Here is a 21,971-nt window from a genome sequence, read left to right as displayed (position 1 = left end):
CAGTTCTCCTCGTGGCCTTCGGGGGCCGGTGGGTGGTCGCTTCAGGCGGCGGCGCGGGTGATCAGGAGGGCGATCGCCTCGCCCTCGGGCAGGCTGAGCGGGGCGTTGTCGGTGGCGTAGGCGTCGTTGCGCTGCACCTCGGTGAGCGTGAATGTCTCCGGTGCCGGGGTGCGGGTCATGTTCCAGGTGTCGATGATCTCCACCGCGAAATCGTCGCCGACCTCGAGCCGGTCGCCACTGTGGCCCTGCGGCAGCCGGAAGGTCCACTCGGCAGGGGCTTCGCGTCCGAGGTAGACCAGGTACTGCTCGCGGGGCGTACCGACGACGCAGGCCGGGTCGTCCCACTTGTCGATCGGGTCCAGGCCGGGGACGTTCAGTCCCTCCAGCACTTCCCGCAGGAAGCCCAGGCGTACGGGGCTCTCACCGCGCAGCCGGCCACCCTCGACGATGTGCAGGCTGCCGGACTCGGTGACGAAACTCTCCCCGTGGGAGGCGTAGCAACCCGAGCTGGTGGTGATCCAGAACCGGTCCACCAGCTCCTGCCCGCTGAGCTGGCCCCAGCGTTCGGGGCAGTCGCCCTCGTACTTGATCTCATCCAGCACGACCGGCTTGCCGTAGACGTCCCGGTACAGGCTCGCGCGGCCGAGCGCCTCGGTGGCGAAGCCGTTCTGGATCGAGGCGTGGGTGACCCACGGCTGGTTGTAGTCGTAGAGCTCGATCCAGTTGTGGATCGAGCGCAGGTGGTCGTGCGCGTCGATCTCGGCGAGTAGCTCACCGGCGCGGGTCCAGCGCTCGGCGGGCCGGTCGGTCATCTGGTCGAACTCGTTGCACAGCGACCACCACACGTTCGGGTAGGCGCCGAGGCGGGCCACCAGGTAGCGCAGGTAGGCGGCGTCCTGCTCCTCGGTGAGTTCGTTCAGGCCGAACACGCCGCGGTCGTAGGCGTCGAAGATGAGCACGTCGGCCTCGATGCCGTGGTTACCCAGGTCCGCGACGAGGGAGTCGAGGCGGCGGAAGAACTCGATGCTCGGGCGTCCCACGTCCCAGCCGTCCGCCGTCTTCTCGAACGGCATCAGCTCGGGGACGTGCTCGACATACCCGCCGGCTTGCGGGAAGACCATGAACCGGAGCTTGTTCAGGCCGGCCTCGCTGAGCGAGGCCACCGTCTCGGTGCGCAGCGGTTCGTCCTGGTGGATCCAGTTGTAGACGGTGGCCCCCACCGGGCGGAACGGGGTGCCGTCCTCATGGGCGAAGTGGAAGCGGGAGTTGACCCGCACGACTCCGTGGGCGGCGCGGGACTCATCGGGCTCAGCAGGCACAGCGGTGAACTCGCCGGACTGATCATCCAGCTCGGCTGCGTCACTGGTGGTGCGCCATGTCCACCGTCCGTTGAGCGGGGGAGCGATGCGGGCGAGGTAGCGGCGCTCGCCGTCCCAGAAGCCCAGCACGGTCATGGACCGGCCGCTCTCGTGCGTGAACGCGGCCTGGAACGGGACCTGATCGGCGCGGATCGCGTGCTCCGGTCCGACCAGTTCGATCTCGTACGGCTGGTTCACGTGCGCTGTCTGCTGCGGCATACCCGACCTCCTTGTCGCCGACGTCCGTCGACGGGCTCGTTCGCCCCGGGCGCTGCCTGCCAGGGCGTGTGAAACGTGCTCAGTTGCGTCCATGCACCAATCTAGCGTCTACTACGATGAGAGTGAAACGTTTCGAAGCAAAGGTGGTTCCCATGAGCGTCATCGTCGATGCCCCCACGATCGAGCATCATCGCGAGCCGCTGGGCATCGGCGAGGCGAGCCCGCGGCTCTCCTGGCGGGTCCGCTCCGCACCGCCTGGGTGGCAGCAGACCGGCTATCGGCTGCTGGTCGTACGTGGAGGAGACGAGCACGCGGTGGAGGTCGATTCGGCCGAGCAGATCCTCGTGCCGTGGCCGCTTCAGTCGCTGGCGTCCAGGGAGACGGCGGGGGTGCGGGTGCAGGTGCGCGGGGAGGACGGTCAATGGTCCGAGCCGTCGGAGTCGACCGTCCTGGAGGCCGGTCTGCTGACCCCCGAGGACTGGCAGGCCCGCCCGGTCGGGGGCCGGTGGCTGGAGCATCGGGACTCCGACAGCCGCCGCCCCTCCCTGGTGCGCCGGGAGTTCACGCTCGGCGAGGGTGTGGTGAGCGCTCGCCTCTACGCCAGCGCCCACGGCCTCTACGAGGCCGAGATCAACGGCACCCGCATCGGTACCGACACCCTCTCGCCGGGCTGGACCTCCTACAACACCCGGTTGCGGTACTACACCTACGACGTCACCGAGCTGCTGCACCCGGGGGCCAACGCCGTCGGGGCCTGGCTCGCGGACGGCTGGTACCGCGGGCGGATCGGCTGGTACGACGGCTTCCGGAACGTGTTCGGGGAGGACCTGTCCTTCATCGGCCAGCTCGAGGTGACCTACACCGATGGGCGCGTGGAGACGATCGCCACCGATCGAAGCTGGCGGACGGCGCCGAGTCCCATCCTGCGCTCGGGGATCTACGACGGCGAGGATCACGACGCCCGGCTGGAGCAGCCGGGCTGGTCGGCCCCGGGCTTCGACGACGGCGCGTGGGAGCAGGTGGCCGTGCGCTACCGCGACCCCGCCACGCTGGTGGCCCCGACCGCGCCGCCGGTGCGCTGCACGCAGGAGGTGACGCCGGTGGCGGTGCTCACCTCTCCAGCAGGGAACCGGATCCTCGACTTCGGGCAGAACCTCGCCGGGCGGGTGCGGATCCGGGTGAGTGGGCCCGAGGGAGCGACGGTGCGGCTGCGCACCGCGGAGGTGCTGCAGGAGGGGGAGCTGTACACGCGGCCGCTGCGCTCGGCGCGCTCGACCGATCACTACACCCTCGCCGGGGGCGGGGTGGAGGAGTGGGAGCCGCGGTTCACCTTCCACGGGTTCCGGTACGTCGAGGTGGACGGCTGGCCCGGTGACCTCGACGCCGATGTGGCCGACGGCGCCCTGGTGGCCCGGGTGCTGCACACCGACGCCGAGCGCACTGGCTGGTTCGAGTGCTCGGACGAGCTCGTGACCCAGCTGCACGAGAACATCGTGTGGGGGATGCGGTCGAACTTCGTGGACGTGCCCACCGACTGCCCGCAGCGCGACGAACGCGCCGGGTGGACCGGAGACATCCAGGTGTTCGGGCCCACGGCCTCGTACCTCTACAACGTCTCCGGGATGCTCGCCGGCTGGCTGCGCGACGTCGAGGCCGACCAGCTGCCCGATGGCACCGTGCCCTGGTACGTGCCGGTGATCCCGGCCCACCGGATGTGGACCCCGATCCGCCCCGGTGCCGCCTGGGGGGATGTGGCCACCATGCTGCCGTGGACCTTGTATCAGCGCTTCGGTGACGCCGGGGTGCTCGAGACCCAGTACGGCAGCGCCAGCCGATGGGTGGACCTGGTGGACCGGCTCGCCGGCGATGATCACCTGTGGGACGAGGGCTTCCAGCTCGGCGACTGGCTCGACCCGGCCGCCCCGCCGGACGACCCGGCCGACGCCCGCACCGACCGGTACCTGGTGGCGACCGCCTACTTCGCGCGGTCCTCGCGGTTGATGGCTCAGACGGCCGAGCGGCTGCGCCGGTCCGAGGATGCGGCGCGCTACGGGCGGCTGGCGGACGCCGTCGCCGAGGCCTTCCGGGCCACCTACGTACTGGGCGACGGGCGGATGACCAGTGACGCCGTTACCGCCTATGCCTTGGGGTTGGAGTTCGACCTGCTCACGCCTGAGCAGCGGGAGGTGGCCGGACGGCGGCTGGCTGAGCTGGTCCGGGAGGCCGGGCATCGGATTGCGACCGGGTTCGTCGGCACGCCGCTGGTGACCGATGCGTTGACGTCGGCCGGGGAGCTGGAGACGGCGTACGGGTTGCTGCAGGAGCGGGAGTGTCCGAGCTGGCTGTATCAGGTGGAGCAGGGGGCGACCACGGTGTGGGAGCGGTGGGACTCGATGTTGCCCGACGGCTCCGTGAACCCGGGGAAGATGACCTCCTTCAATCACTACGCCCTGGGCGCGGTGGCGGACTGGTTGCACCGGGTGGTTGCTGGGCTCGCTCCGGACGAGCCGGGGTATCGCCGAATTCGGTTCGCTCCGCGGCCCGGCGGCGGGCTCACCCACGCCTCAGCGCGGCACCTGACCCCGTACGGCGTGGCTGCGATCTCGTGGCGGATCGACGGTGGCGAGCTGGTGGTCGAGGTGACGGTGCCGGTGGGTGCCGAGGGAGTGCTGGAGCTGCCGGGCGCGGAGCCGGAGACGGTTGGGCACGGGAAGCACCGGCGCGTCGTGACGCTGGGCTGAGTGCTCCACGCTCGGCTGTGGTGTGATTCCGACGCACCTGGTACGTCGGAATCGCACCACAGGTGCAGTGGCGCAGAGAGAGTCGGGATAGCGCCGCCCGAGACCGGTCCCCGCGGACTCACTCAGCACAGGGTAGGCATGCCTACATGAGGCGAGGCACACCTACTTTTCCGCAGTATTACGCCGATTAGGGCAGTCTTTCCTTGCTGGCGCGACGCCCTCAGATGGGGTTACATGGCGGTCATGACGATCAGTGCGAATGGCCTCGGTGAGACCCGTGAGGATCTCGCCAGCAGGCTCAACTGGCTGCGTGCCGGGGTGCTCGGCGCCAACGACGGGATCGTGTCGGTGGCGGCCGTGGTGGTCGGCGTCGCCGGAGTGACCAACTCGACCGGTCCGATCCTGGTGGCCGGCCTGGCCGCGGTGCTCGGCGGTGCGATCTCGATGGCGCTCGGAGAGTACGTGTCCGTGTCCAGCCAGACCGACTCCCAGAAGGCCCTCGGCGCCGAGGCCGACGAGGTGGTCAGCCCGTGGCACGCGGCGCTCGCCTCGGCGTTGGCGTTCCTGGCCGGTTCGGTGCTGCCGATGCTGGCGATCCTGCTGCCGCCCCCGGCGATGCGGGTGCCGGTGACATTCGTGGCGGTGCTGGTGGCACTGGCGATCACCGGTGCCGTGGGAGCGTGGATCGGTCGGGCCAAGGCCGGGCGGGCGGCCGTGCGAGTGGTCGTCGGTGGCGGGCTCGCCCTGGCGGCCACGTTCGCGGTCGGCTCCTGGCTCGGCGCGAGCGGCGTGATCGGTTGACCCGCGCGCGTCAACTCGCCAGCACCCGCACCGCCAGGCAGATGATTCCCGGGCGCAGGCTGGTCAATACCGGCACCGTGACCTGGGCGGCGTCGGCGGCCGCTCGATGGGCGGCGAATCCGCGACGAGTGCCTGGCGAATCCGCAACAGAACCCTGGCGAATCCGCAATGACAACCTGGCGAATCCGCAGAACGGAAGCTCTGGGCGCTGCCGCTGGCCACCCTCTGGGAGCACTGACGCGACTGACTGTGGTGTGATTCTGACGCACCTGGTACGTCGGAATCACACCATAAGACCGCCGTCGAGCTCGATCTGCTCGCCCGGGGCCAGGGTCACGTCCTGGGTGCGCTCGCCGTAGCGCACCCGGGTCGTCGTGCCCGTGACCGACCGGACCGTGGCCGACTCGAGGGCGCCGCCGCGCCAGCGCAGGTCGACCTCGAACCCGCCGCGCCCACGCAGGCCGCGCACCTCGCCGTCGGCCCACTGGCCCGGTAGTGCCGGCAGCAGATTGAGCTCGTACACCCCGCCCTCATGCACGTGAGACTGCAGCAGCATCTCGTTTACGGCGCTGGTCTGGCCGAGGTTGCCGTCGATCTGGAACATCGGGTTGTTCGGTGCGTGCCCGATGAACTTCGAGCCGAGGTTGGGCTGCACGGCCTTCTGCAGGTGCAGATCGAACACCCGCAGTGCCGCATCCCCGTCGCCGAGCCGGGCGTAGGTCATCGACTGGAACCCGCCCTCCCAGCTGCCCAGGCACGGCCCCTTGAGCGGATCCTCCTTCTCCTCCCACCAGCGCTCGGTGTCGAAGATCCGGCGCAGCGCGGCCGCCAGCCCGGGCGTGCGGCGCGGGTGGATCTGCGCGCTGCACACCGCGCCCCAGCTGGAGAGCACCTCCGCCTTCATCTGCCGCCCCCAGTCCTGCAGGTACTCCTGCAGCTGACCGGTGGTGGGGCTGATCTGCATCGGCGCCAGCCGCGGCAGGGCTGCCTCGATCTCCTCGGCCAGCTCGGGTGACTCGCCGAGCGCGTCGGCGGCCGCGAGAACGTTCGTGAACAGCTCGCGCACCATCTGCGTGGTCGGCGTCGTCCCCATCGCCAGCGACCCGGTCGACCCGTCCGGTGCCACCCAGATGTTCTCGAAGTTGATGTCCGGTGCCGTCACCAGCCACCCACGCTCGGGCTCCGCCACCAGCATGTCCAGGTGGAACGCGGCCGCATCGCGGATGACCGGCCAAAACCTGCGCAACTCGTCGAGATCACCCGAGAACGCGTAGTGCTCCCACAGGTGCTGGCACAGCCACGCGTTGCTGGCCACGAAGTTCGACCACTGGGGATTGCTGCCCACCGGTTGGGCGTAGCGCCAGATGTCGGTGCCCTGGTGCGAGACCCAGCCCCGGGCGGAGTAATGGTCGCTCGCCACTTGCGCCCCGTTCTCACTCAGCTCCCGCGTCAGCTCCAGCAGCGGTTCGTGGCACTCGGCCAGGTTCGCCACCTCCACCGGCCAGTAGTTGATCTGCGCGTTGCAGTTGATCGTCCAGTTCGACCCCCACGCCGGGTTGATCGACGGATTCCACACACCCTGCAGGTTCGCCGGCTGGCTGCCTGGCCGGGAGGTGGCGATGAGGATGTACCGCCCGAACTGGTAGTACAGCGCGGCCAGTCCTGGGTCTGCGCCGCTACCGGCCACATACGCCGCCACCCGCTCATCGGTCGGCAGTGCCTCGGCCGCGGACCGCCCCAGATCCAGGTGGACCCGGCCGAAGAGTTCGGCATGATCGCGCACGTGCGCGCGGCGCAGGGTCTCGTAGTCCTGCCCGACGGCGTTCCGCACGTCCCCGGCGACCAGCACCTTCTCGTCCTGGCCGGCTCGGCTCGGGCTCGCGCCGGGGCCGTTGTAGCTCGTGCGCGCGGCCACGACGAGGGTCACCGCGTCGCATCCCTCAGCGATCACGACGTCCGTGCCGTCTGCGCTGAGCGTGCCGCCCTCGGCGACGGCGGCGAGCCTGGCCTCCCACCGCATGCCCCGGGGCTGGGGTCCGTTGTCGTACTCGGGTTCGCGGGTCTGCCCGGAGTAGTTGTAGGACCGCATCGGGGCCCGGCCGTGCATGCGAACCACTGTGCTCGTGGCGCCGACGACGGAGCCGACGGCAGCGCCCGCCGTTGCGCTGGACACGTTGCCAGTCACAGTGCCGGTCTCGTGCCGCAGCTGGCTGGACAGCGACGCCCGGAGCGAGACCATCCCCGGGCGATCAGCACTCAGCCGCACGACCAGCGCACCGGCCGGGTGCGACGCGAAGACCTCCCGGCGGTAGGTGACGCCCTCATGGGTGAAGGTGACCTGCGCCGTCGCCGTATTCAGATCGAGCTGGCGGCGATAGCCGCTCACCTCACCGAAGGGAAGGTCGAGTGTGAGCCGGCCCAGCGGCATGTACATCCCGGTGCCACCGATCCCGCCGAGTGAGTCGGCGGCGAGCTCCTGTGCCCGGGCGTACTCTCCGGTGAGCAGCAGGCGGCGCACCTCGGGTAGAGCGGCCGGTGCCTTCGGATTGGGCTCGTACCCGGGCTCGCCGGTCCAGAGGGTGTCCTCGTTGAGGTCGATCACCTCGTGTTCCACGCCGCCCCACACGCTGGCGCCGAGGCGTCCGTTGCCGAGCAGCAAGGTCTCCTGCCAGGCGCGGGCAGGGGTGGTGTACCAGAGCGTGTGGCCATCGTTGGTGGTGCTCACGGTGAGGTCGACTTTCTGGGAGGAGGAGCGGGGCCTTGCCGGGTCGGACGGTAGGTGTGGTGGGCTTGTCAGCCGAAGAACTCCCACAACTGCCCGCCCTCGGCGAGACGCTTGGCCTGCTCGGCCGAGCGCACCGGGTGCAGCAGGTACTGGGTGGTGGCGGGATCGCCGAGCGGTATCTCCCACCCGATCTCCAGCCGGCGGGCGTGCAGCGGTTCGCCGATCGGCCGGTCCGAGCCGTCGAGCGGTGTGACCTGGATGTCGATCGGACCCTGCAGGTCGGTCAGCACCAGCCAGCCCGTCACGGGTTCGATCAGCGTCGGGCTCTCGCCCCAGGTCTCCCAGAGTGTGCGGCGGGCGTTCCACTGGGTGCCGGTGTTCTCGATGCGGGAGCACACCGTGAGAAGCAGTCGCTCGCTGCGTGGGATCGGCTGATCATCCAGCGCGCTGAGGGTGATCGCGCAGAAGTCGTTGGCGATGTCGGCGCTCAGGTGGGTGGTGGTGCGCCCGTGGGCCTTCACGTGCCCGACCAGCGCCTGGGTGCGGTCGGTGTCGATCGTCACCAGGCCGCCGCGTTCGTCCTTGACGTACCAGCCGAGCTCGCCGGTGTCGGCGAGGTAGGGGCCTGGTTGCTCCGGGCCGTGGTCGGCGGTGGGCTCGCCGTCGAGGGAGGAGATCCGGAGCCCGTGCCGCAACGCCGTCGAGACCGGGAATCCCGGCGTGAAGTAGGGGCGGGCCGATTCCGGCAGCCGCATGCTCTCCAGCACCTGTTCGGCCGAGTAGGAACGGCTGACGGTCTCCCGCGCGGGCTGCACGTCGGCCCGGGAGAAGATCAGCGCCCCGGCCGCCATCTGGATCATCTTCACCGGATCGAGCGTGATGTCGAAATGGTCGGCCACATGGGGCTGGTACTGACCCTGCAGCTTCGGTTCGAAGGTGTAGAAGAAGATGCCGTCCCAGTCCTGGAAGGCGGCGTAGGCGGCGAGGATCGGGATCATCTCGGCCGCGGAGGAGTTCGGGTTCGGGTGATTGACCTCGCTCACCGTGAACGGCTTGCCGGCCACCGGGGAGCGGCTGAGCTTGACGATGGTGGAGTCCAGCGGGTCATCGACCATCGGCGTGTTCCGGGCACCCCAGATCGCCGGGTGCTGCCAGTACACGTGGCCGTCCACCACATCGAGCTCGGAGGTGCCGGCGATGATCGGTTGGTTCGGGATCCAGTAGGTGTGATCGGCACAGCCGACGATCACCGACTCGACGCCGAGGTCCTCGGTGAGGTAGTGCTTGAAGTCCAGGAAGAAGTCACGCTCGACGGCACCGTAGAACTCGCCCTCGGCGTGGAACAGCGGTGCCGGCGCCTCGGCGAACTGCTCTGCGCGCAACCGCGGGATCGCTTCGCCCGCCGCGACCCCGGCGAGCACGCGCAGCTCGGCCAGTTGCGCCTCGGTGCGGTTCTCGGCCAGCCACCCCTGATACATCGCATCGAGCTGGCGGGCGTAGAACGGCGGGAAGTCGAGCTGGATGTCCGGGCTGTCGGTGGTCCGTTCGCCCCGGAGCCAGTTGCGCATCCAGAACTCGTACAGGGAGTTCTCGTTCACGATCTCCACGATCGCGACCGCGGGCTCGTGCGCGTACTCGTTGCCGGTGTAGGGGTTGTGGTGGGTGAGCAGGTCGCGCGCGTAGGTCTTCTGCAGCTCGATCAGGCGCTCGCCAATGAAGGTCATCCCCTTCCAGATCCGCACCGCCTCACCGTCGGGCACGTGGTCGCCGCCCTTGTAGGTGCGGCCGACGTTGAGGTTGAGGTTGGTGTAGATCCCGCGCTGCTTGAGTTCGGCGACGAAGAAGTCGAGCCGGTCCAGCTGCTCCGGGTCGAAGGACTGGGTGTGATCGGGCCCGGGGTCGATCAACCCGCTGGGCCGGGTGTCAGTCTCGGGCCGCTGGGGCAGGTCCAGGAAGTGGAAGCGCACGCAGTTGATGCCGAACCGGGCCAGAGTGTCCGCCCAGACGGGGGCTTCATCCTTCGGCGGCAGGAGCGCGGAACCGCTGGTCCAGCCGGTGAGGTTCACCCCCCAGATGCGCAGGCGCTCGCCGTCGGGGCGGACGAGGTGCCCATCGCACACGCGGATGAAACCCTCCTGGCCTGCCGGGGCATCCAGCAGGAAGGAGAGGTCGGCGCCGGAGCGCTCGCGCTGGTGGTGGTCGATGACGTAGGGGACGAGTGGGATGTCGCTCATGCTCAGCCCGCCTGCACCCGCTCGGCCAGCCGTGAGATCCCCGGCCGCAGGCTCGTCAGCACCGGCACGGTGACCTGCGCCGCCTCGGCGGCAGAGGCCATCGAGGCCTGCGCGAGCACCACCACGTCGCTGGACGGCGCGTGACGCTCGATCGCTTCCGCCACCAGCCGGTCGTGGGTGGCGCGATCCCCGCCTGCGACGGCCTCGAACGCGCCCGGGACCACCTCGCTGGTCAGCTCGGGCTCGGTGCCAGCGAGCCCGGCGCGCTCACGCAGCAGCGCAAGGGTGGGGTTCAGCGTGGTCGGAAGCGTGGCGAGCACGCTCACCCGCCCGCCACCGGAGACGGCCTCGTCGGCCATCGCTTCGTCGATCCGCAGCACCGGGATCCCGGCCTTCTCCGCGGTCGACGCGGCCAGGTGCGAGATCGAGGAGCAGGTGAACATGACCACGTCGGCACCGGCGGCCTTGGCGGCGGCGGCCAGGTCGGCCAACCGGTCCGGGACCGAGTCCTGGCGGGATTCATCGGCGAGATCGGCAACGATCCGGTCATCGAGGTAGTTGACTGTGCTCAGGTCGGGCAGTTGCTCGCCGACCAGTTCCATCACGGGCGGGATGACGACGGCGCCGGTGTGCAGGAACGCGACGCGGGGCGCGGTAGGTGTGGAGGTCATGGTCCGATCTTCTCCCTTGAGTCGGTGGTGGGGCGAGGGCAACCACCTCACAGTGCATAATCATTCATAATTGCGAGAAGTTGCACCCTCAGGCTAGCCTGTTCGCAGAGTCGCAACCAGTGATGACGCGAAAGGACAGCCAATGACGGCCACACCCCAGACCCGCGCGCATGCGCCCTGGACTCCGCTCGGGGCAGACGGTGCCCGCTGGCACAGCGGCTTCTGGGCCGACGTCGCGCGCCGGACCCGCGAGGTGACCGTCCCGACGATGTGGGACATGCTGCGCGACCCGGCGATCAGCCCAGGACTGCGCAACTTCCAGATCGCCGCAGGGGTGGCGGAGGGGGAGCACCAGGGCCCACCGTTCATGGATGGCGACACCTACAAGTGGCTCGAGTCCGCCGTCGTGCAGCTCGAACTGGAGTGGGACGACGAGCTCGCCGAACGGATCGCCGAGCTCGGCCGCCTGATCGCCTCGGTGCAGCGCGAGGACGGCTACCTGCACACCCCGACCGCCATCGCCGAGCGACAGGAGCTCCAGGTCCGGCCGCTCGCCGACCGGTTCAACTTCGAGACCTACAACCTCGGCCACCTCATCACCGTGGCCGTCCGCCACCACGCGGTCACGGGCTCGCACATCCTCCTGGACGTGGCGGAGAAAGCCGCCGGGTTCCTGGAGATGCTGGCCACCGACAAGCCCACCGAACTGGCGAAATCGGCGATCTGCCCGTCGCACTACATGGCCGTGATCGACCTCTACCGCGCCACCGGCAACGAGCGGTACCTGCGCCTCGGTGAGGCGTTCCTGCGGGTGCGCGACGAGTTCACCGAAGGGGGCGACGACAACCAGGACCGGATCCCGGTCCGGGAGCAGACCGTCGTGACCGGGCACGCCGTGCGCGCCAACTACCTCTATGCCGGCCTGAGCGACCTGGTCGCCGAGACCGGTGACGACGAACTGCACGCCGTGCTCGACCGACTCTGGCGAGACGTGGTCGACACCAAGCTGTACCTCACCGGTGGTTGCGGCGCCCTCTACGACGGCGCCTCCCCGGACGGTTACCCCTGGCAGAAGGAGATCAGCCGGGTGCACCAGGCCTACGGCCGGGCGTACCAGCTGCCGAACACGACGGCGCACAACGAGTCGTGCGCGCACATCGGCATGATCTTCTGGTCCGAACGGATGCTGGCCCTGCGGCCCGACGCGCGCTACGCCGACGTGATCGAGACCATCGCCTACAACGCCCTGCTCGCCAGCATCGGCCTGGACGGCGACAGTTACTTCTACACCAACCCGTTGCGGCAGGTGCGTGACCTGCCCTACCCGCTGCGCCGGTCCGGGGATACGGCCCTGCGTCCGACGCCGGAGCCGCCGCCCTCGGACGAGCGCCTGCGCCAGCACTACCTCAGCTGCTTCTGTTGCCCGCCGAACATCGCCCGCACGCTCTCCGAGATGCACGAGCGGATCGCCTCGGTCGGCCCGGACGGGCTCTATGTGCACCAGTACGGAGGCTCCCGGGTGCACGGGCAGTCCGACGGCGCCCATCTCGTGCTCGAGGAGAGCTCGCAGTACCCGTGGGACGGTGCGATCTCCTACACAGTCACCGAAGCCACCGGCGTCCTGCCGGTCCACCTACGGATCCCCGGCTGGGCGCGCGGGGCGAGGGCCGCCGTCAACGGGACACCCCTCGAGGTGAGCGAACCCTCCAGCTACACCCGGATCGAGCGGGAGTGGCAGGTCGGTGACGTGATCACCCTCGATCTGCCGATGCCGGTGCGGATCGTGCGCGGGCACCGGCTCGCCGAGGAGATCACCAATCAGGTGGCCGTGCAGCGTGGACCGGTCGTGTACTGCGTGGAGAGTCATGAGCTGCCCGACGGCGTCCGGCTTGAGCAGGTGGCCCTGCCGCGGGACGCCCAGTTCAGCCCCGTGCAGATGGCGATCGGCGCCGAGCAGGTGACGGCGCTGGAGACCGAGGTCGCCGTGCTCCCGCCCGCCACCGAGAGCCTGTACGGCGACCTCGACGACGGCCCCCTGCGCCGGGCGCGTGTGCGGCTGGTGCCCTACTACGCATGGAGCAACCGCGGACCGTCGGAGATGTCGGTCTGGCTGCCGGTGGTGTGGTGATGACCGACCATGTCGTGGCGACCTACGTCGTCGAGACCTCTCTCCCGCTGGAGCGGGCGGCCGAGGTCCTCGCTGGGGAACAGTCCACCGGCACCTTCGTCCGGGTCGAACGCGAGTCGGACTCGGTTCGGGCGCGGTTCGCCGCCCAGGTGGATGGTCTCGAAGAGCTGCCGCTGACCGGTGCCTCAGCGCTGCCGGGGACCGTCGGCGACCCGGCGGCCCGCCGGCGCGCTCGGCTGCGCATCCGGTTCCCGCTGAACAACTTCGGTCCGTCCTTGCCCAACCTGATGGCCGCCGTGGCCGGGAACCTGTTCGAGATCAAGGAGCTCGGCGCGATCAAGCTCGTCGACCTCGACCTCCCGGACGCCTTCGCCGACCGGTACCCGGGCCCGCAGTTCGGGGTGGCCGGGACCCGGCGGCTGGTCTCCCGGCCCGAGGGGGCGCTGCTCGGCACCATCGTCAAACCCAGCATCGGGCTCTCGCCCGACGAGCTGGCCGAGCTGGTGGGTGACCTCGCCGCGGGCGGGATCGACTTCATCAAGGACGACGAGCTGCAGGGAAACGGCCCGCACGCGCCGCTGGCCGCACGGATCGAGGCCGTGATGCCGGTGCTGAACCGGCACGCCGAGAGCACCGGCGTGAAGCCGATGTACGCCTTCAACATCACCGACGACATCGACCGGCTCGAACGTAACCACGACATGGTGCTCGAGGCCGGTGGCACCTGCATCATGGTGTGCATCAACACCATCGGCCTGGCCGGCCTGGAGTACATCCGCCGCCGTTCGCAGCTGCCCATCCACGGGCACCGGGCCGGGTTCGGGGCCATCAGCCGCTCCGAGCAGGTCGGGATCGCATTCCGGGCGTGGCAGAAGTTGGCGCGGCTGAGCGGGGTGGACCACCTGCACACGAACGGCATCTCGAACAAGTTCTACGAGTCCGACGCCGAGGTGCTCGAGGCGATCTCCGCCGTCCAGGAGCCGTTGCTCGGCACCACGCCGGCGGTGCCGGTGCTCTCCTCCGGGCAGTGGGGTGGGCTCGCGCACGCCACCTACAGCGCCGTGGGCAGCACGGACCTGCTCGTCCTCTCCGGTGGCGGGATCCACGGACATCCCGACGGCGTCCGCGCCGGGGTGGACAGCATGCGGCAGGCGTGGGCGTCTGCGGCAGCGGGTGAGACCGTAGAGGATGCCTTGGACAGCTCCGGAGCCTTGCGACGGGCGGTCGAGCGGTTCGGTCCGGCGCGTGTCTAGCGATCCGGCGGCCGGCGCGACGAGGCTGGCGTTCTACGGGGACGACTTCACCGGAAGCGTCGACGTGCTGCTCCAGGTGGCCCGGCGCGGCTGGACCGGGCGGCTGTTCACGCGGCTGCCGGACAGGGAGACCTTGCGGGCTGCCGCCCAGCAGTGCGACGCCGTCGGGGTCGCCGGGATCGCCAGGTCCCTTCCCACCGAACAGGTCGAGGCAGAGGTGCGGCCGGTGCTCACTGTGCTGGCTGGGCTGGACCCGCAGGTGCTGCAGTACAAAGCATGCTCGACGGCGGACTCCTCCCCGCAGGTGGGCAGCCTCGGCCGGGCGCTGGAGATCGGGCGCTCGGTGCTCGGGGAACACACCGTTCCGCTGTTGTTCGCCCAGCCGGACTTCGGCCGGTACACCGTGTTCGGACACCACTTCGCCCGGGAGGGGGAGACCGTGTACCGGCTGGACCGGCAGCCGACGATGTCCAGTCACCCCGTGACGCCGATGAACGAGTCCGACCTGGCCGTGCATCTGGGGCGGCAGACGGACCTGGAGATCGGGAGCGTGCCGTTCACCGCCTACACCTCGGTGGCGGAGGTGACCCGGCTGATCGGCGAGTCGGACGTGGCGGGCCTGGTGCTGGACGTGCTTCAGGAGGAGCACCTGCGACTGCTCGGGCAGGCGATGCTTGATCTTGGTGGATTCGCGATCGGGTCCGGCGGACTGTCCCACGCACTCGCGGCAGCCGAACCGGGCGGGGCCGGTCCAGTGCCGGTGGCGACGCCCGCCCGCGGGCCAGTGCTCGCCGTCTCCGGGAGCCGGTCCGCGCAGACTCGGCGTCAGATGGATGCCGCCGCCCGTGCCGGATGGATGATCGAGCCGGTGCTCGCCGACGGCGTCCAGGAGCGGGCACTCGCAGCACTTGCCACCGGGCGAAGCGTCGCGCTGAGCTCCGACGATGCCGACACTTCCGGGCTGGCGGCGGAGGAGGTGCTGCCCACCCTGGCGCGTGCGGCGACAGGCATTGTCGAGGCGGCTGTGGCCGACGGCGTCGGGCGGGTGATCGTGTGCGGCGGCGACACCTCCAGCCGGGTCACGACGTTGCTGGGCGTGGAGTCCCTCTCCATCGCGGCGAATCCGGCGGGCAATGTGGTGCTGCTGCGGGCGCACGCTGAGGACCAGGCGATCGACGGGCTCGAGCTGCTGCTCAAGGGCGGCCAGGTGGGCGCGGTCGACCTGTTCGAGACGATCCGCACCCTCGACACCGACACCTAACCCATCCCGCCGAGCGCAACCTGGTGCGGCGTTCGGGCCCGGAAACGCCGCACCAGGTTGCGCTCGGCCGAGATGGGGAGCCCGGGGCGGGGGTGTCAGGGTGAGGTGGGTCGGTAGCCCGGCGCTCCGGTGATCGCGGCGATCAGGTCCGACTGGCGCACGTCACTGCCGGTGAACGTGCCGTTGTTGCGGCCGTGCCGCAGCACCTCGATCCGGTCGCACACGGCGCGGACGTCGTTGAGGTTGTGGCTGATGAAGATCACGCCCAGCCCCAGCTCGCGCAACTGTTCGATCAGGGTGAGCACCTCCGCCGTCTGTGCGACCGAGAGCGCGGCTGTCGGTTCGTCCAGCACGACCAGGCGGGGTTCCCCGACCAGGGTGCGGGCGATCGCGACGGCCTGGCGCTGCCCGCCGGAGAGCTGGTGCAGCGGGGTACGAGCCGAGGGGATCGTGGTACGCAGGTCGTGCAGCAGGGAGCGGGTGAGCTGCTCCATCCGGCCCTCGTGCATCAGGCCGGACCCGGTGAGTTCCCGCCCCAGGAACAGGTTCGCGGTCACGTCCAGGTTCTCGCAGAGCGCCAGGTCCTGGAACACGGTCGCGATGCCGAGCCGGTGGGCTGCCGACGGCGACGGGATCTGCACTCCTTCGCCGTCGAGCTCGAGCAGGCCGGCGGTGGGCTGCAGCGCGCCGGCGATGATCTTCGCCAGGGTGGACTTGCCGGCGGCGTTGTCGCCGACCAGTCCCACGACCTCCCGTCGGTGCACCTCGAAGGTGACGTCCACCAGTGCCTCGACCGCGCGGAACCGCTTCGTGATCCCATGCATGGCCAGCAGTGGCATGCCGGTACCGGGTGTCGGGGTGGTCATCCTCGTCCCCCTCGGGTCGGTTCGGGTGGCCCGGTCAGATCGGTGGACTGGAGTGCGTGCAGCAGTGCGCCCATCGCTTCGGCATCAGTGCCGAGCCGCGCCGGGCTCACCTCCATCGGTGCGATCTGGTTGGGCAGTGCATGCTCGACCAGCGCCTCCCGGAGCGGCAGCAGGAACACGTCTCCGCACTCCGCGAGCTCACCGCCCACCGTCACGATCTGCGGATTCACCGCCTGGCAGAGTCCGGCGAGCACCCGGCCCACCGTACGCCCCGCATCGGTGACCACCCGCGCACAGCCGGGGTCGCCGTCGGAGGCCCTGGTGATCACATCGCGAAAGGTGAGGCGGCCGTGACTGATCTGAAGCGAGGCCATCAGCGCCTCGGCGCCCACCACGGTGTCCAGGCAGCCACGACGGCCGCACCGGCAGATCTGGCCCAGGGGATCGACCTGGACGTGCCCGATCTCGCCGGCCGTGCCGCCGTACCCGCCGTGCAACCGACCACCGAGCATGATGCCGGCCCCGGTGCCGTAGGAGGCGCGCACGTACACGCTGTCCGCGTACTCGCGAGCGTGGCCGAGGGTGGCCTCGGCGAGCGCGCCGAGGTTGGCGTCGTTCTGCACGTACACGGGCCGGCCGAGGCGCTTGCCCATCACGTCGCCGATGTGCTCGGAGTCCCACCCCCGGAGGATCCCGCGCACCGAGAGCATGCCGGTGGATGCGTCCACCGGCGCCGGCAGGCCGATCCCGATCCCGGCGAGCTCGTCCAGCTCCGACCCGACCAGTTCGAGCATGTCCACCACCAGCAGCGCGATCCGGTCCAGCACCGTGTCCATCGGGTGCTCCGGGGGCAGCGGCATCGACCGGTCCGCCACCACCTCGTGGCCGAAATCGCCGAGCAGCACCCGCAGGGTGCGGTCGCCCACCACCACGCCCGCGGCCAGACCGGTGCGCCGGGCGAGGGTGACCATCTGGGCCCGCCGCCCGCTGCGGGAGGTGGGCCGCGTGTCCACCACGCCGGAGCGGGTGAGCTCTTTGACGATCGTGGACACAGTGGCCGGTGAGAGGCCGGTGGCCCCGGTCAGCTCCACCTGGGTGAGTCCGCCGAACTGCTTGACCGCATTGACGATGAGGGCGGTGTTGGCCTCCCGCAACGAGGTCTGCGATCCCGCCGGCAATCGGCTCACGGCGCGAGTCTAGTGGCCGTGGACGCACCGCCCACCGCGCGGATCGGTGATCCGTCGACGGCGGGCGGTACGTTCCGGGTCACCGGGCGTTGCTCGCGCGCTTCTTGTTGTAGACGTCGAAGGCGACGGCCAGCAGCAGCACGAGACCCTTCACGACCTGCTGGATCGACTGGTCCACGCCCATCAGCTGCATCCCGTTGCTCATCACGGCCATGATCAGGCCGCCGACCATGGCGCCGGTCACCCGGCCGACACCGCCGGTCACCGCGGCGCCACCGATGAAGCAGGCGGCGATCGCGTCGAGCTCGAACATCTCACCGGCGCTCGGCTGCGCACCGTTCATCCGTGCGGAGTAGACCACGCCGGCCAGTGCCGCGAGGAAACCCATGTTCACGAAGATCCAGAAGTTGACCTTCTTCACCTTCACCCCGGAGAGCTGGGCGGCGTGCAGGTTCCCGCCAATCGCGTACACGTGACGACCGAACACGGAGCGTTGCGTGATCAGCGAGTAGGCGATGATCAGGATCGCGAGCAGGATGAGCACGTTCGGCAAGCCGCGGCTCTGCGCGAGCTGCCAGGCGAACCACATCACCACGGCCGCGACGATCACGACCTTCGCGACGAACAGTGGGAGCGCCTCCACCGCTTGCTGGTAGCGCAGCTTCGCCATCCTGGACCGCCACTGCAGCACGGCGTAGCCGATCACGGCGAAGGCGAAGATCGCCAGCGTGAACACGTCGAAGCCCATCCCGCCGAGGAGGCCGTTCTGAAACCCGTTCGCGATCGTGTAGTAAGTACCGCCGAAGGGGAAAGGGAGATGTTGTCCAGCACCAGCCAGGCCAGTCCGCGGAAAAGCAGCATGCCCGCCAGGGTGACGATGAACGCCGGGATACCCACGTAGGCCACCCAGAAGCCCTGCCACACCCCAGCGATGAGGCCGACGGCGAGTGCGGCGATCACACCCACCCACCAGGGCTGCCCGCCCTTGATCACCACGACGGCGGCCACGGCACCGGTGAGTGCGACCAGGGACCCGACCGAGAGGTCGATATGCCCGCCGATGATCACGATCACCATCCCGATCGCGAGGATCAGGATGTAGGAGTACTGCAGCACGATGTTCGTGATGTTCCCGGGGGAGAGGAACGTCGGGTTGAGCAGTGAGAACAGCAGCACGATGGCGGCGAAGGCCACCACGATCCCGCTCTGCCGCATGTTCCGGGTGGCGAGCTCCCAGACATTCGCGATCCCGGTCATGACACGAGCTCCTTCTCCATCGTCATCAGGTGCATGAGATTCTCCTGGGTGGCCTCGGCCACCGGCATCTCGCCGGTGATCCGGCCGAAGGCCAAGGTATAGATGCGGTCACTGAGCCCCAACAGCTCGGGCAGCTCGGAAGAGATCACGATGACCGCCTTCCCGGCGGCGACCATCTCGTTGATGATCGTGTAGATCTCGAACTTGGCACCGACGTCGATGCCGCGGGTGGGTTCGTCGAGGATGAGCACGTCGGGGTCGGTGTAGATCCACTTGCTCAGTACGACCTTCTGCTGGTTGCCGCCGGAGAGCTGGCCCACGGTGGACAGCACCGTTGGTGTCTTGATGTTCATGCTCTCGCGATATTTCTGCGCCACCTGCATCTCTTCGTTGCCGTTCACCCAGCCGCGGGTGGCGAGCTGACGCAAGCCGGCGGCGGAGATGTTGCGGCGCACGTCCTCGATGAGGTTCAGTCCGTAGACCTTCCGGTCCTCGGTGGCGTAGGCGATGCCGGCGCCGATGGCGTCTGAGACGGTCGCCGTGGAGATCTTCTTCCCACGCAGGGAGACGTCGCCGGAGAGATACCGGCCGTAGGTGCGACCGAACAGGCTCATCGCGAGCTCGGTGCGTCCGGCGCCCATCAACCCGGCGATTCCGACCACCTCGCCGGCGTGGACGGTGAACGAGGCGTCCTCGACCACGAGGCGTCCGGCCTGGGTGGGGTGCCCGACGGTCCACCCGTCCACCCGGAAAATCTCCGCGCCGATCTCGTGATCGCGTTCCGGGAAGCGGTGCGAGAGGTCGCGTCCGACCATGCCGCGGATGATGCGCTCCTGGGTGGCGTCCGGATCGCTCATGTCGATCGTCTCGATGGTCCGGCCGTCGCGAATGATGGTGGTCCGGTCGGCGATCTCCTCGATCTCGTTCAGCTTGTGGGAGATGATGATCGAGGTGATCCCGCGTTCCTGCAGCGTGCGCAGCAGTGCGAGCAGGTGCTCGGAGTCGGTGTCGTTCAGCGCGGCGGTGGGTTCGTCCAGGATGAGCAGCTTCACCTCCTTGGAGAGCGCCTTGGCGATCTCGATGAGTTGTTGCTTGCCCACTCCGAGCTGGTTGATCGGTGTGGTCGGGTTCTCGTGCAGCCCCACCTGGTGCAGCAGGTCCGTGGCTTCGGAGTTCGCGCGGTTCCAATCGACCAGGCCGGCGAGGCCACGCCGCTCGTTGCCGAGGAAGATGTTCTCCGCCACGCTGAGGTGCGGCACCAGCGCGAGCTCCTGGTGGATGATCACGATCCCGCGGTCTTCGCTGTCATTGATGGACCCGAAGGCCACCGGATCGCCTTCCAGGACGATCTCGCCCTCGTAGCTGCCGTGCGGGTAGACGCCGGAGAGCACCTTCATCAGGGTCGACTTGCCGGCGCCGTTCTCGCCACAGATGGCGTGAATCTCACCCGGGGCCACGGTCAGTGAGACCTGCTGCAGGGCCTTGACGCCGGGGAACGTCTTGGTGATCTCGCGCATCTCGAGAATGGGTGGGGTCATGGGAGTCCTCCTCCTCGACGGGACGTGTCGGGGGCGCGGCACTGCGCGAGTGCCGCACCCCCGCACCGGCGGGTATTACTCGGCGACGCCGGAAGCGACCTCGTCGGCGGACCAGTACTCCGACTCGATGAGCAGTGACTCGATGTTGTCGGCGTAGACGATGTCGGAGTCGAGCAGGTAGGAGGGAACGACCTGCACCCCGTTGTCGTAGGTCTCGGTGTCGTTCGCCTCGGGCTCCTCACCTGCGAGGTAGGCCTCGGCAGTGACCACTGCCTGGTCCGCCAGCTTGCGGGTGTCCTTGAAGATCGTGGCGAACTGCACGCCCTGGTCGATCAGCGCGACCGAGGCGATCTCGGCGTCCTGGCCGCTCACCACCGGAAGGCCCTCCTCGAGCGAGGGGCCCATGCCGTCGTTCTGCAGCGCGGTGATGATGCCGCGGGACAGCCCGTCGTAGGGGGAGAGCACACCGTGCAGCTCGGTGCCGTCGGAGTAGGTGGAGGTGAGCAGGTCCTCCATCCGGCGCTGAGCCGTCTCCTGCTGCCAGCGCAGCGTGGCGGCCTGCTCGATGTCGGTCTGGCCGGACGGGACGGTCAGCGTGCCGTCGTCGAAGTAGGGCTGCAGGGTGTCGATGGCGCCCTGCCAGAAGAAGTGCGCGTTGTTGTCGTCCAGCGAGCCGGCGAACAGCTCGATGTTGAACGGTCCCTCAGCGTCCCCCTCGGACCCGTCCTCGTTCAGGATGCCGAGACCGACCAGGAGCGAGGTCGCCTGCTGCACGCCGACCTGTTCGTTGTCGAAGGTGACGTAGAAGTCCACGTCTTCGCTGTCGCGGATCAGCCGGTCGTAGGAGATCACCGGGATGTCCTGTGCCGCGGCAGCCTCGAGCTGGCTGGTCAGGGCCGTGCCGTCGATGGCGCCGATGATCAGCAGATCGGCTCCGCTGGTGATCATCTGATCGATCTGCTGCGCCTGCGTGGGGATGTCGTCGTTCCCGAACTGCAGATCCACCTCATAGCCGGCTTCGGTGAGCCCGGCCTCGACCGCCTCGCCGTCGGCGATCCAGCGCTCGGAGGTCTGGGTGGGCATCGCCACACCGACGAGAACATCCTCCGGCGCCTGGCTCTCGCCGCCGCCTTCGCCACCATCTCCGCTGCCGGCGCCTTCGCCTGCGCACGCCGACAGTGCGAGCAGGCCCGCCGTGCCGAGTGCCACCAATCCGTACCTACGCATGTGGGCTCCTTCGCTCCGTTGTTGAGATCGTCTCGGACGTCCTGCGATCGCCGTCAGTAGCGCCGCGTGAGTCCGGGAAGTGCGCTCGTCCGGTTGGCCGTGACGGTGAGAGACACCGACGACGTCACCGTCGTTGATCGAGCGGTCCACACTCTCTTGAGTTCGAGACTCGAAGTCAAGCGATTCTGGGTCTGCTCTGATCACGATTCGATCACGACGCCTCGGTGTGCGACTGAAATAGTGGAGATCGGCCGCCCGGGTGGAGGGTGGTGTCGGTGTGAGCTGCCGATCGCAGCGCGCCCAGTGCCTCGCGCGCAGCGGACATTGGCTTCGATGCGTGAACTCAGCACTCTGCTACCCCTCCGGCCGAACGCAACGTTGTGCGGCGTTCCGGCGCCGGAACGCCGCACAACGTTGCGCTCGGCGGGGTGGAGGGTGGCGGTTGCGTTCGGCGGGGTGGGGGTCGTGGGTGGTGGCGCCGGGCGGTCGTCCGCGCGTTGCCGTA

Annotated in this window: 13 protein-coding genes and 1 pseudogene; 5 read left to right on the top strand and 9 right to left on the bottom strand. The window is 69.2% G+C overall.

The window, feature by feature from the left end; genetic code table 11:
- Positions 1–41 precede the first annotated feature (41 nt).
- The gene (locus BLU77_RS12445) at positions 42–1,577 is read right to left on the bottom strand and encodes an apiosidase-like domain-containing protein (protein WP_089773458.1); all 1,536 of its coding nucleotides are present in this window, start codon (positions 1,575–1,577) and stop codon (positions 42–44) included.
- Positions 1,578–1,729: 152 nt separating this feature from the next.
- Here BLU77_RS12445 and BLU77_RS12440 point away from each other — a divergent pair, with 152 nt between their 5' ends.
- Both BLU77_RS12440 and BLU77_RS12435 read left to right on the top strand, forming a co-directional pair.
- Positions 1,730–4,318 carry a glycoside hydrolase family 78 protein gene (locus BLU77_RS12440; protein WP_089773457.1) on the top strand — a complete coding sequence of 863 codons (2,589 nt, stop codon included), beginning with the start codon at positions 1,730–1,732 and terminating at the stop codon, positions 4,316–4,318.
- 243 nt (positions 4,319–4,561) lie between these two features.
- On the top strand, positions 4,562–5,119 hold the full coding sequence (locus BLU77_RS12435) for a VIT1/CCC1 transporter family protein (RefSeq protein ID WP_245708839.1): 558 nt from the start codon (positions 4,562–4,564) through the stop codon (positions 5,117–5,119).
- Positions 5,120–5,402: 283 nt separating this feature from the next.
- Here the strand turns inward: BLU77_RS12435 and BLU77_RS12430 are convergent, their stop codons facing one another.
- The 3 genes from BLU77_RS12430 to BLU77_RS12420 form a co-directional block, all read right to left on the bottom strand.
- Entirely contained in the window at positions 5,403–7,844 is a 2,442-nt protein-coding gene (locus tag BLU77_RS12430; protein WP_175477082.1) for a glycoside hydrolase family 95 protein, read from the bottom strand.
- A gap of 68 nt (positions 7,845–7,912) precedes the next feature.
- Complete coding sequence (locus BLU77_RS22135) at positions 7,913–10,078, bottom strand: glycoside hydrolase family 5 protein (protein WP_175477081.1); 2,166 nt, start codon at positions 10,076–10,078, stop codon at positions 7,913–7,915.
- 2 nt (positions 10,079–10,080) lie between these two features.
- Positions 10,081–10,749 carry an aspartate/glutamate racemase family protein gene (locus BLU77_RS12420; protein WP_089773453.1) on the bottom strand — a complete coding sequence of 223 codons (669 nt, stop codon included), beginning with the start codon at positions 10,747–10,749 and terminating at the stop codon, positions 10,081–10,083.
- A gap of 142 nt (positions 10,750–10,891) precedes the next feature.
- Here BLU77_RS12420 and BLU77_RS12415 point away from each other — a divergent pair, with 142 nt between their 5' ends.
- From BLU77_RS12415 to BLU77_RS12405, 3 genes are read left to right on the top strand one after another with little or no spacing between them, the layout of a single operon-like run.
- Positions 10,892–12,877, top strand: a complete 1,986-nt coding sequence (locus BLU77_RS12415; RefSeq protein ID WP_089773452.1) for a glycoside hydrolase family 127 protein — start codon at positions 10,892–10,894, stop codon at positions 12,875–12,877.
- Positions 12,823–14,130 carry a RuBisCO large subunit C-terminal-like domain-containing protein gene (locus tag BLU77_RS12410; RefSeq protein ID WP_245708838.1) on the top strand — a complete coding sequence of 436 codons (1,308 nt, stop codon included), beginning with the start codon at positions 12,823–12,825 and terminating at the stop codon, positions 14,128–14,130. Before BLU77_RS12415 ends, BLU77_RS12410 begins: the two co-directional genes overlap by 55 nt.
- Positions 14,123–15,391 carry a four-carbon acid sugar kinase family protein gene (locus BLU77_RS12405; RefSeq protein ID WP_245708837.1) on the top strand — a complete coding sequence of 423 codons (1,269 nt, stop codon included), beginning with the start codon at positions 14,123–14,125 and terminating at the stop codon, positions 15,389–15,391. The genes BLU77_RS12410 and BLU77_RS12405 overlap by 8 nt, the downstream gene beginning before the upstream one ends.
- A 95-nt stretch (positions 15,392–15,486) precedes the next feature.
- Here the strand turns inward: BLU77_RS12405 and BLU77_RS12400 are convergent, their stop codons facing one another.
- The 5 genes and pseudogenes from BLU77_RS12400 to chvE all read right to left on the bottom strand — a co-directional run bounded on the left by BLU77_RS12400 (position 15,487) and on the right by chvE (position 21,466).
- Complete coding sequence (locus BLU77_RS12400; protein WP_089773450.1) at positions 15,487–16,257, bottom strand: ATP-binding cassette domain-containing protein; 771 nt, start codon at positions 16,255–16,257, stop codon at positions 15,487–15,489.
- Entirely contained in the window at positions 16,254–17,444 is a 1,191-nt protein-coding gene (locus BLU77_RS12395; RefSeq protein WP_089773449.1) for an ROK family transcriptional regulator, read from the bottom strand. The genes BLU77_RS12400 and BLU77_RS12395 overlap by 4 nt, the downstream gene beginning before the upstream one ends.
- Positions 17,445–17,523: 79 nt before the next feature.
- Positions 17,524–18,701: pseudogene (mmsB, locus tag BLU77_RS12390) on the bottom strand (multiple monosaccharide ABC transporter permease).
- Entirely contained in the window at positions 18,698–20,239 is a 1,542-nt protein-coding gene (mmsA, locus tag BLU77_RS12385) for a multiple monosaccharide ABC transporter ATP-binding protein (RefSeq protein WP_089773448.1), read from the bottom strand. Before mmsA ends, mmsB begins: the two are co-directional and overlap by 4 nt.
- Positions 20,240–20,314: 75 nt before the next feature.
- A complete protein-coding gene (chvE, locus tag BLU77_RS12380) occupies positions 20,315–21,466 on the bottom strand; it encodes a multiple monosaccharide ABC transporter substrate-binding protein (RefSeq protein ID WP_089773447.1) in 1,152 nt (383 codons plus the stop codon).
- Positions 21,467–21,971 lie beyond the last annotated feature (505 nt).

Source organism: Ruania alba (assembly GCF_900105765.1).
GTDB lineage: Bacteria > Actinomycetota > Actinomycetes > Actinomycetales > Beutenbergiaceae > Ruania > Ruania alba.
This window is presented reverse-complemented; position numbering and strand designations above follow the sequence as displayed.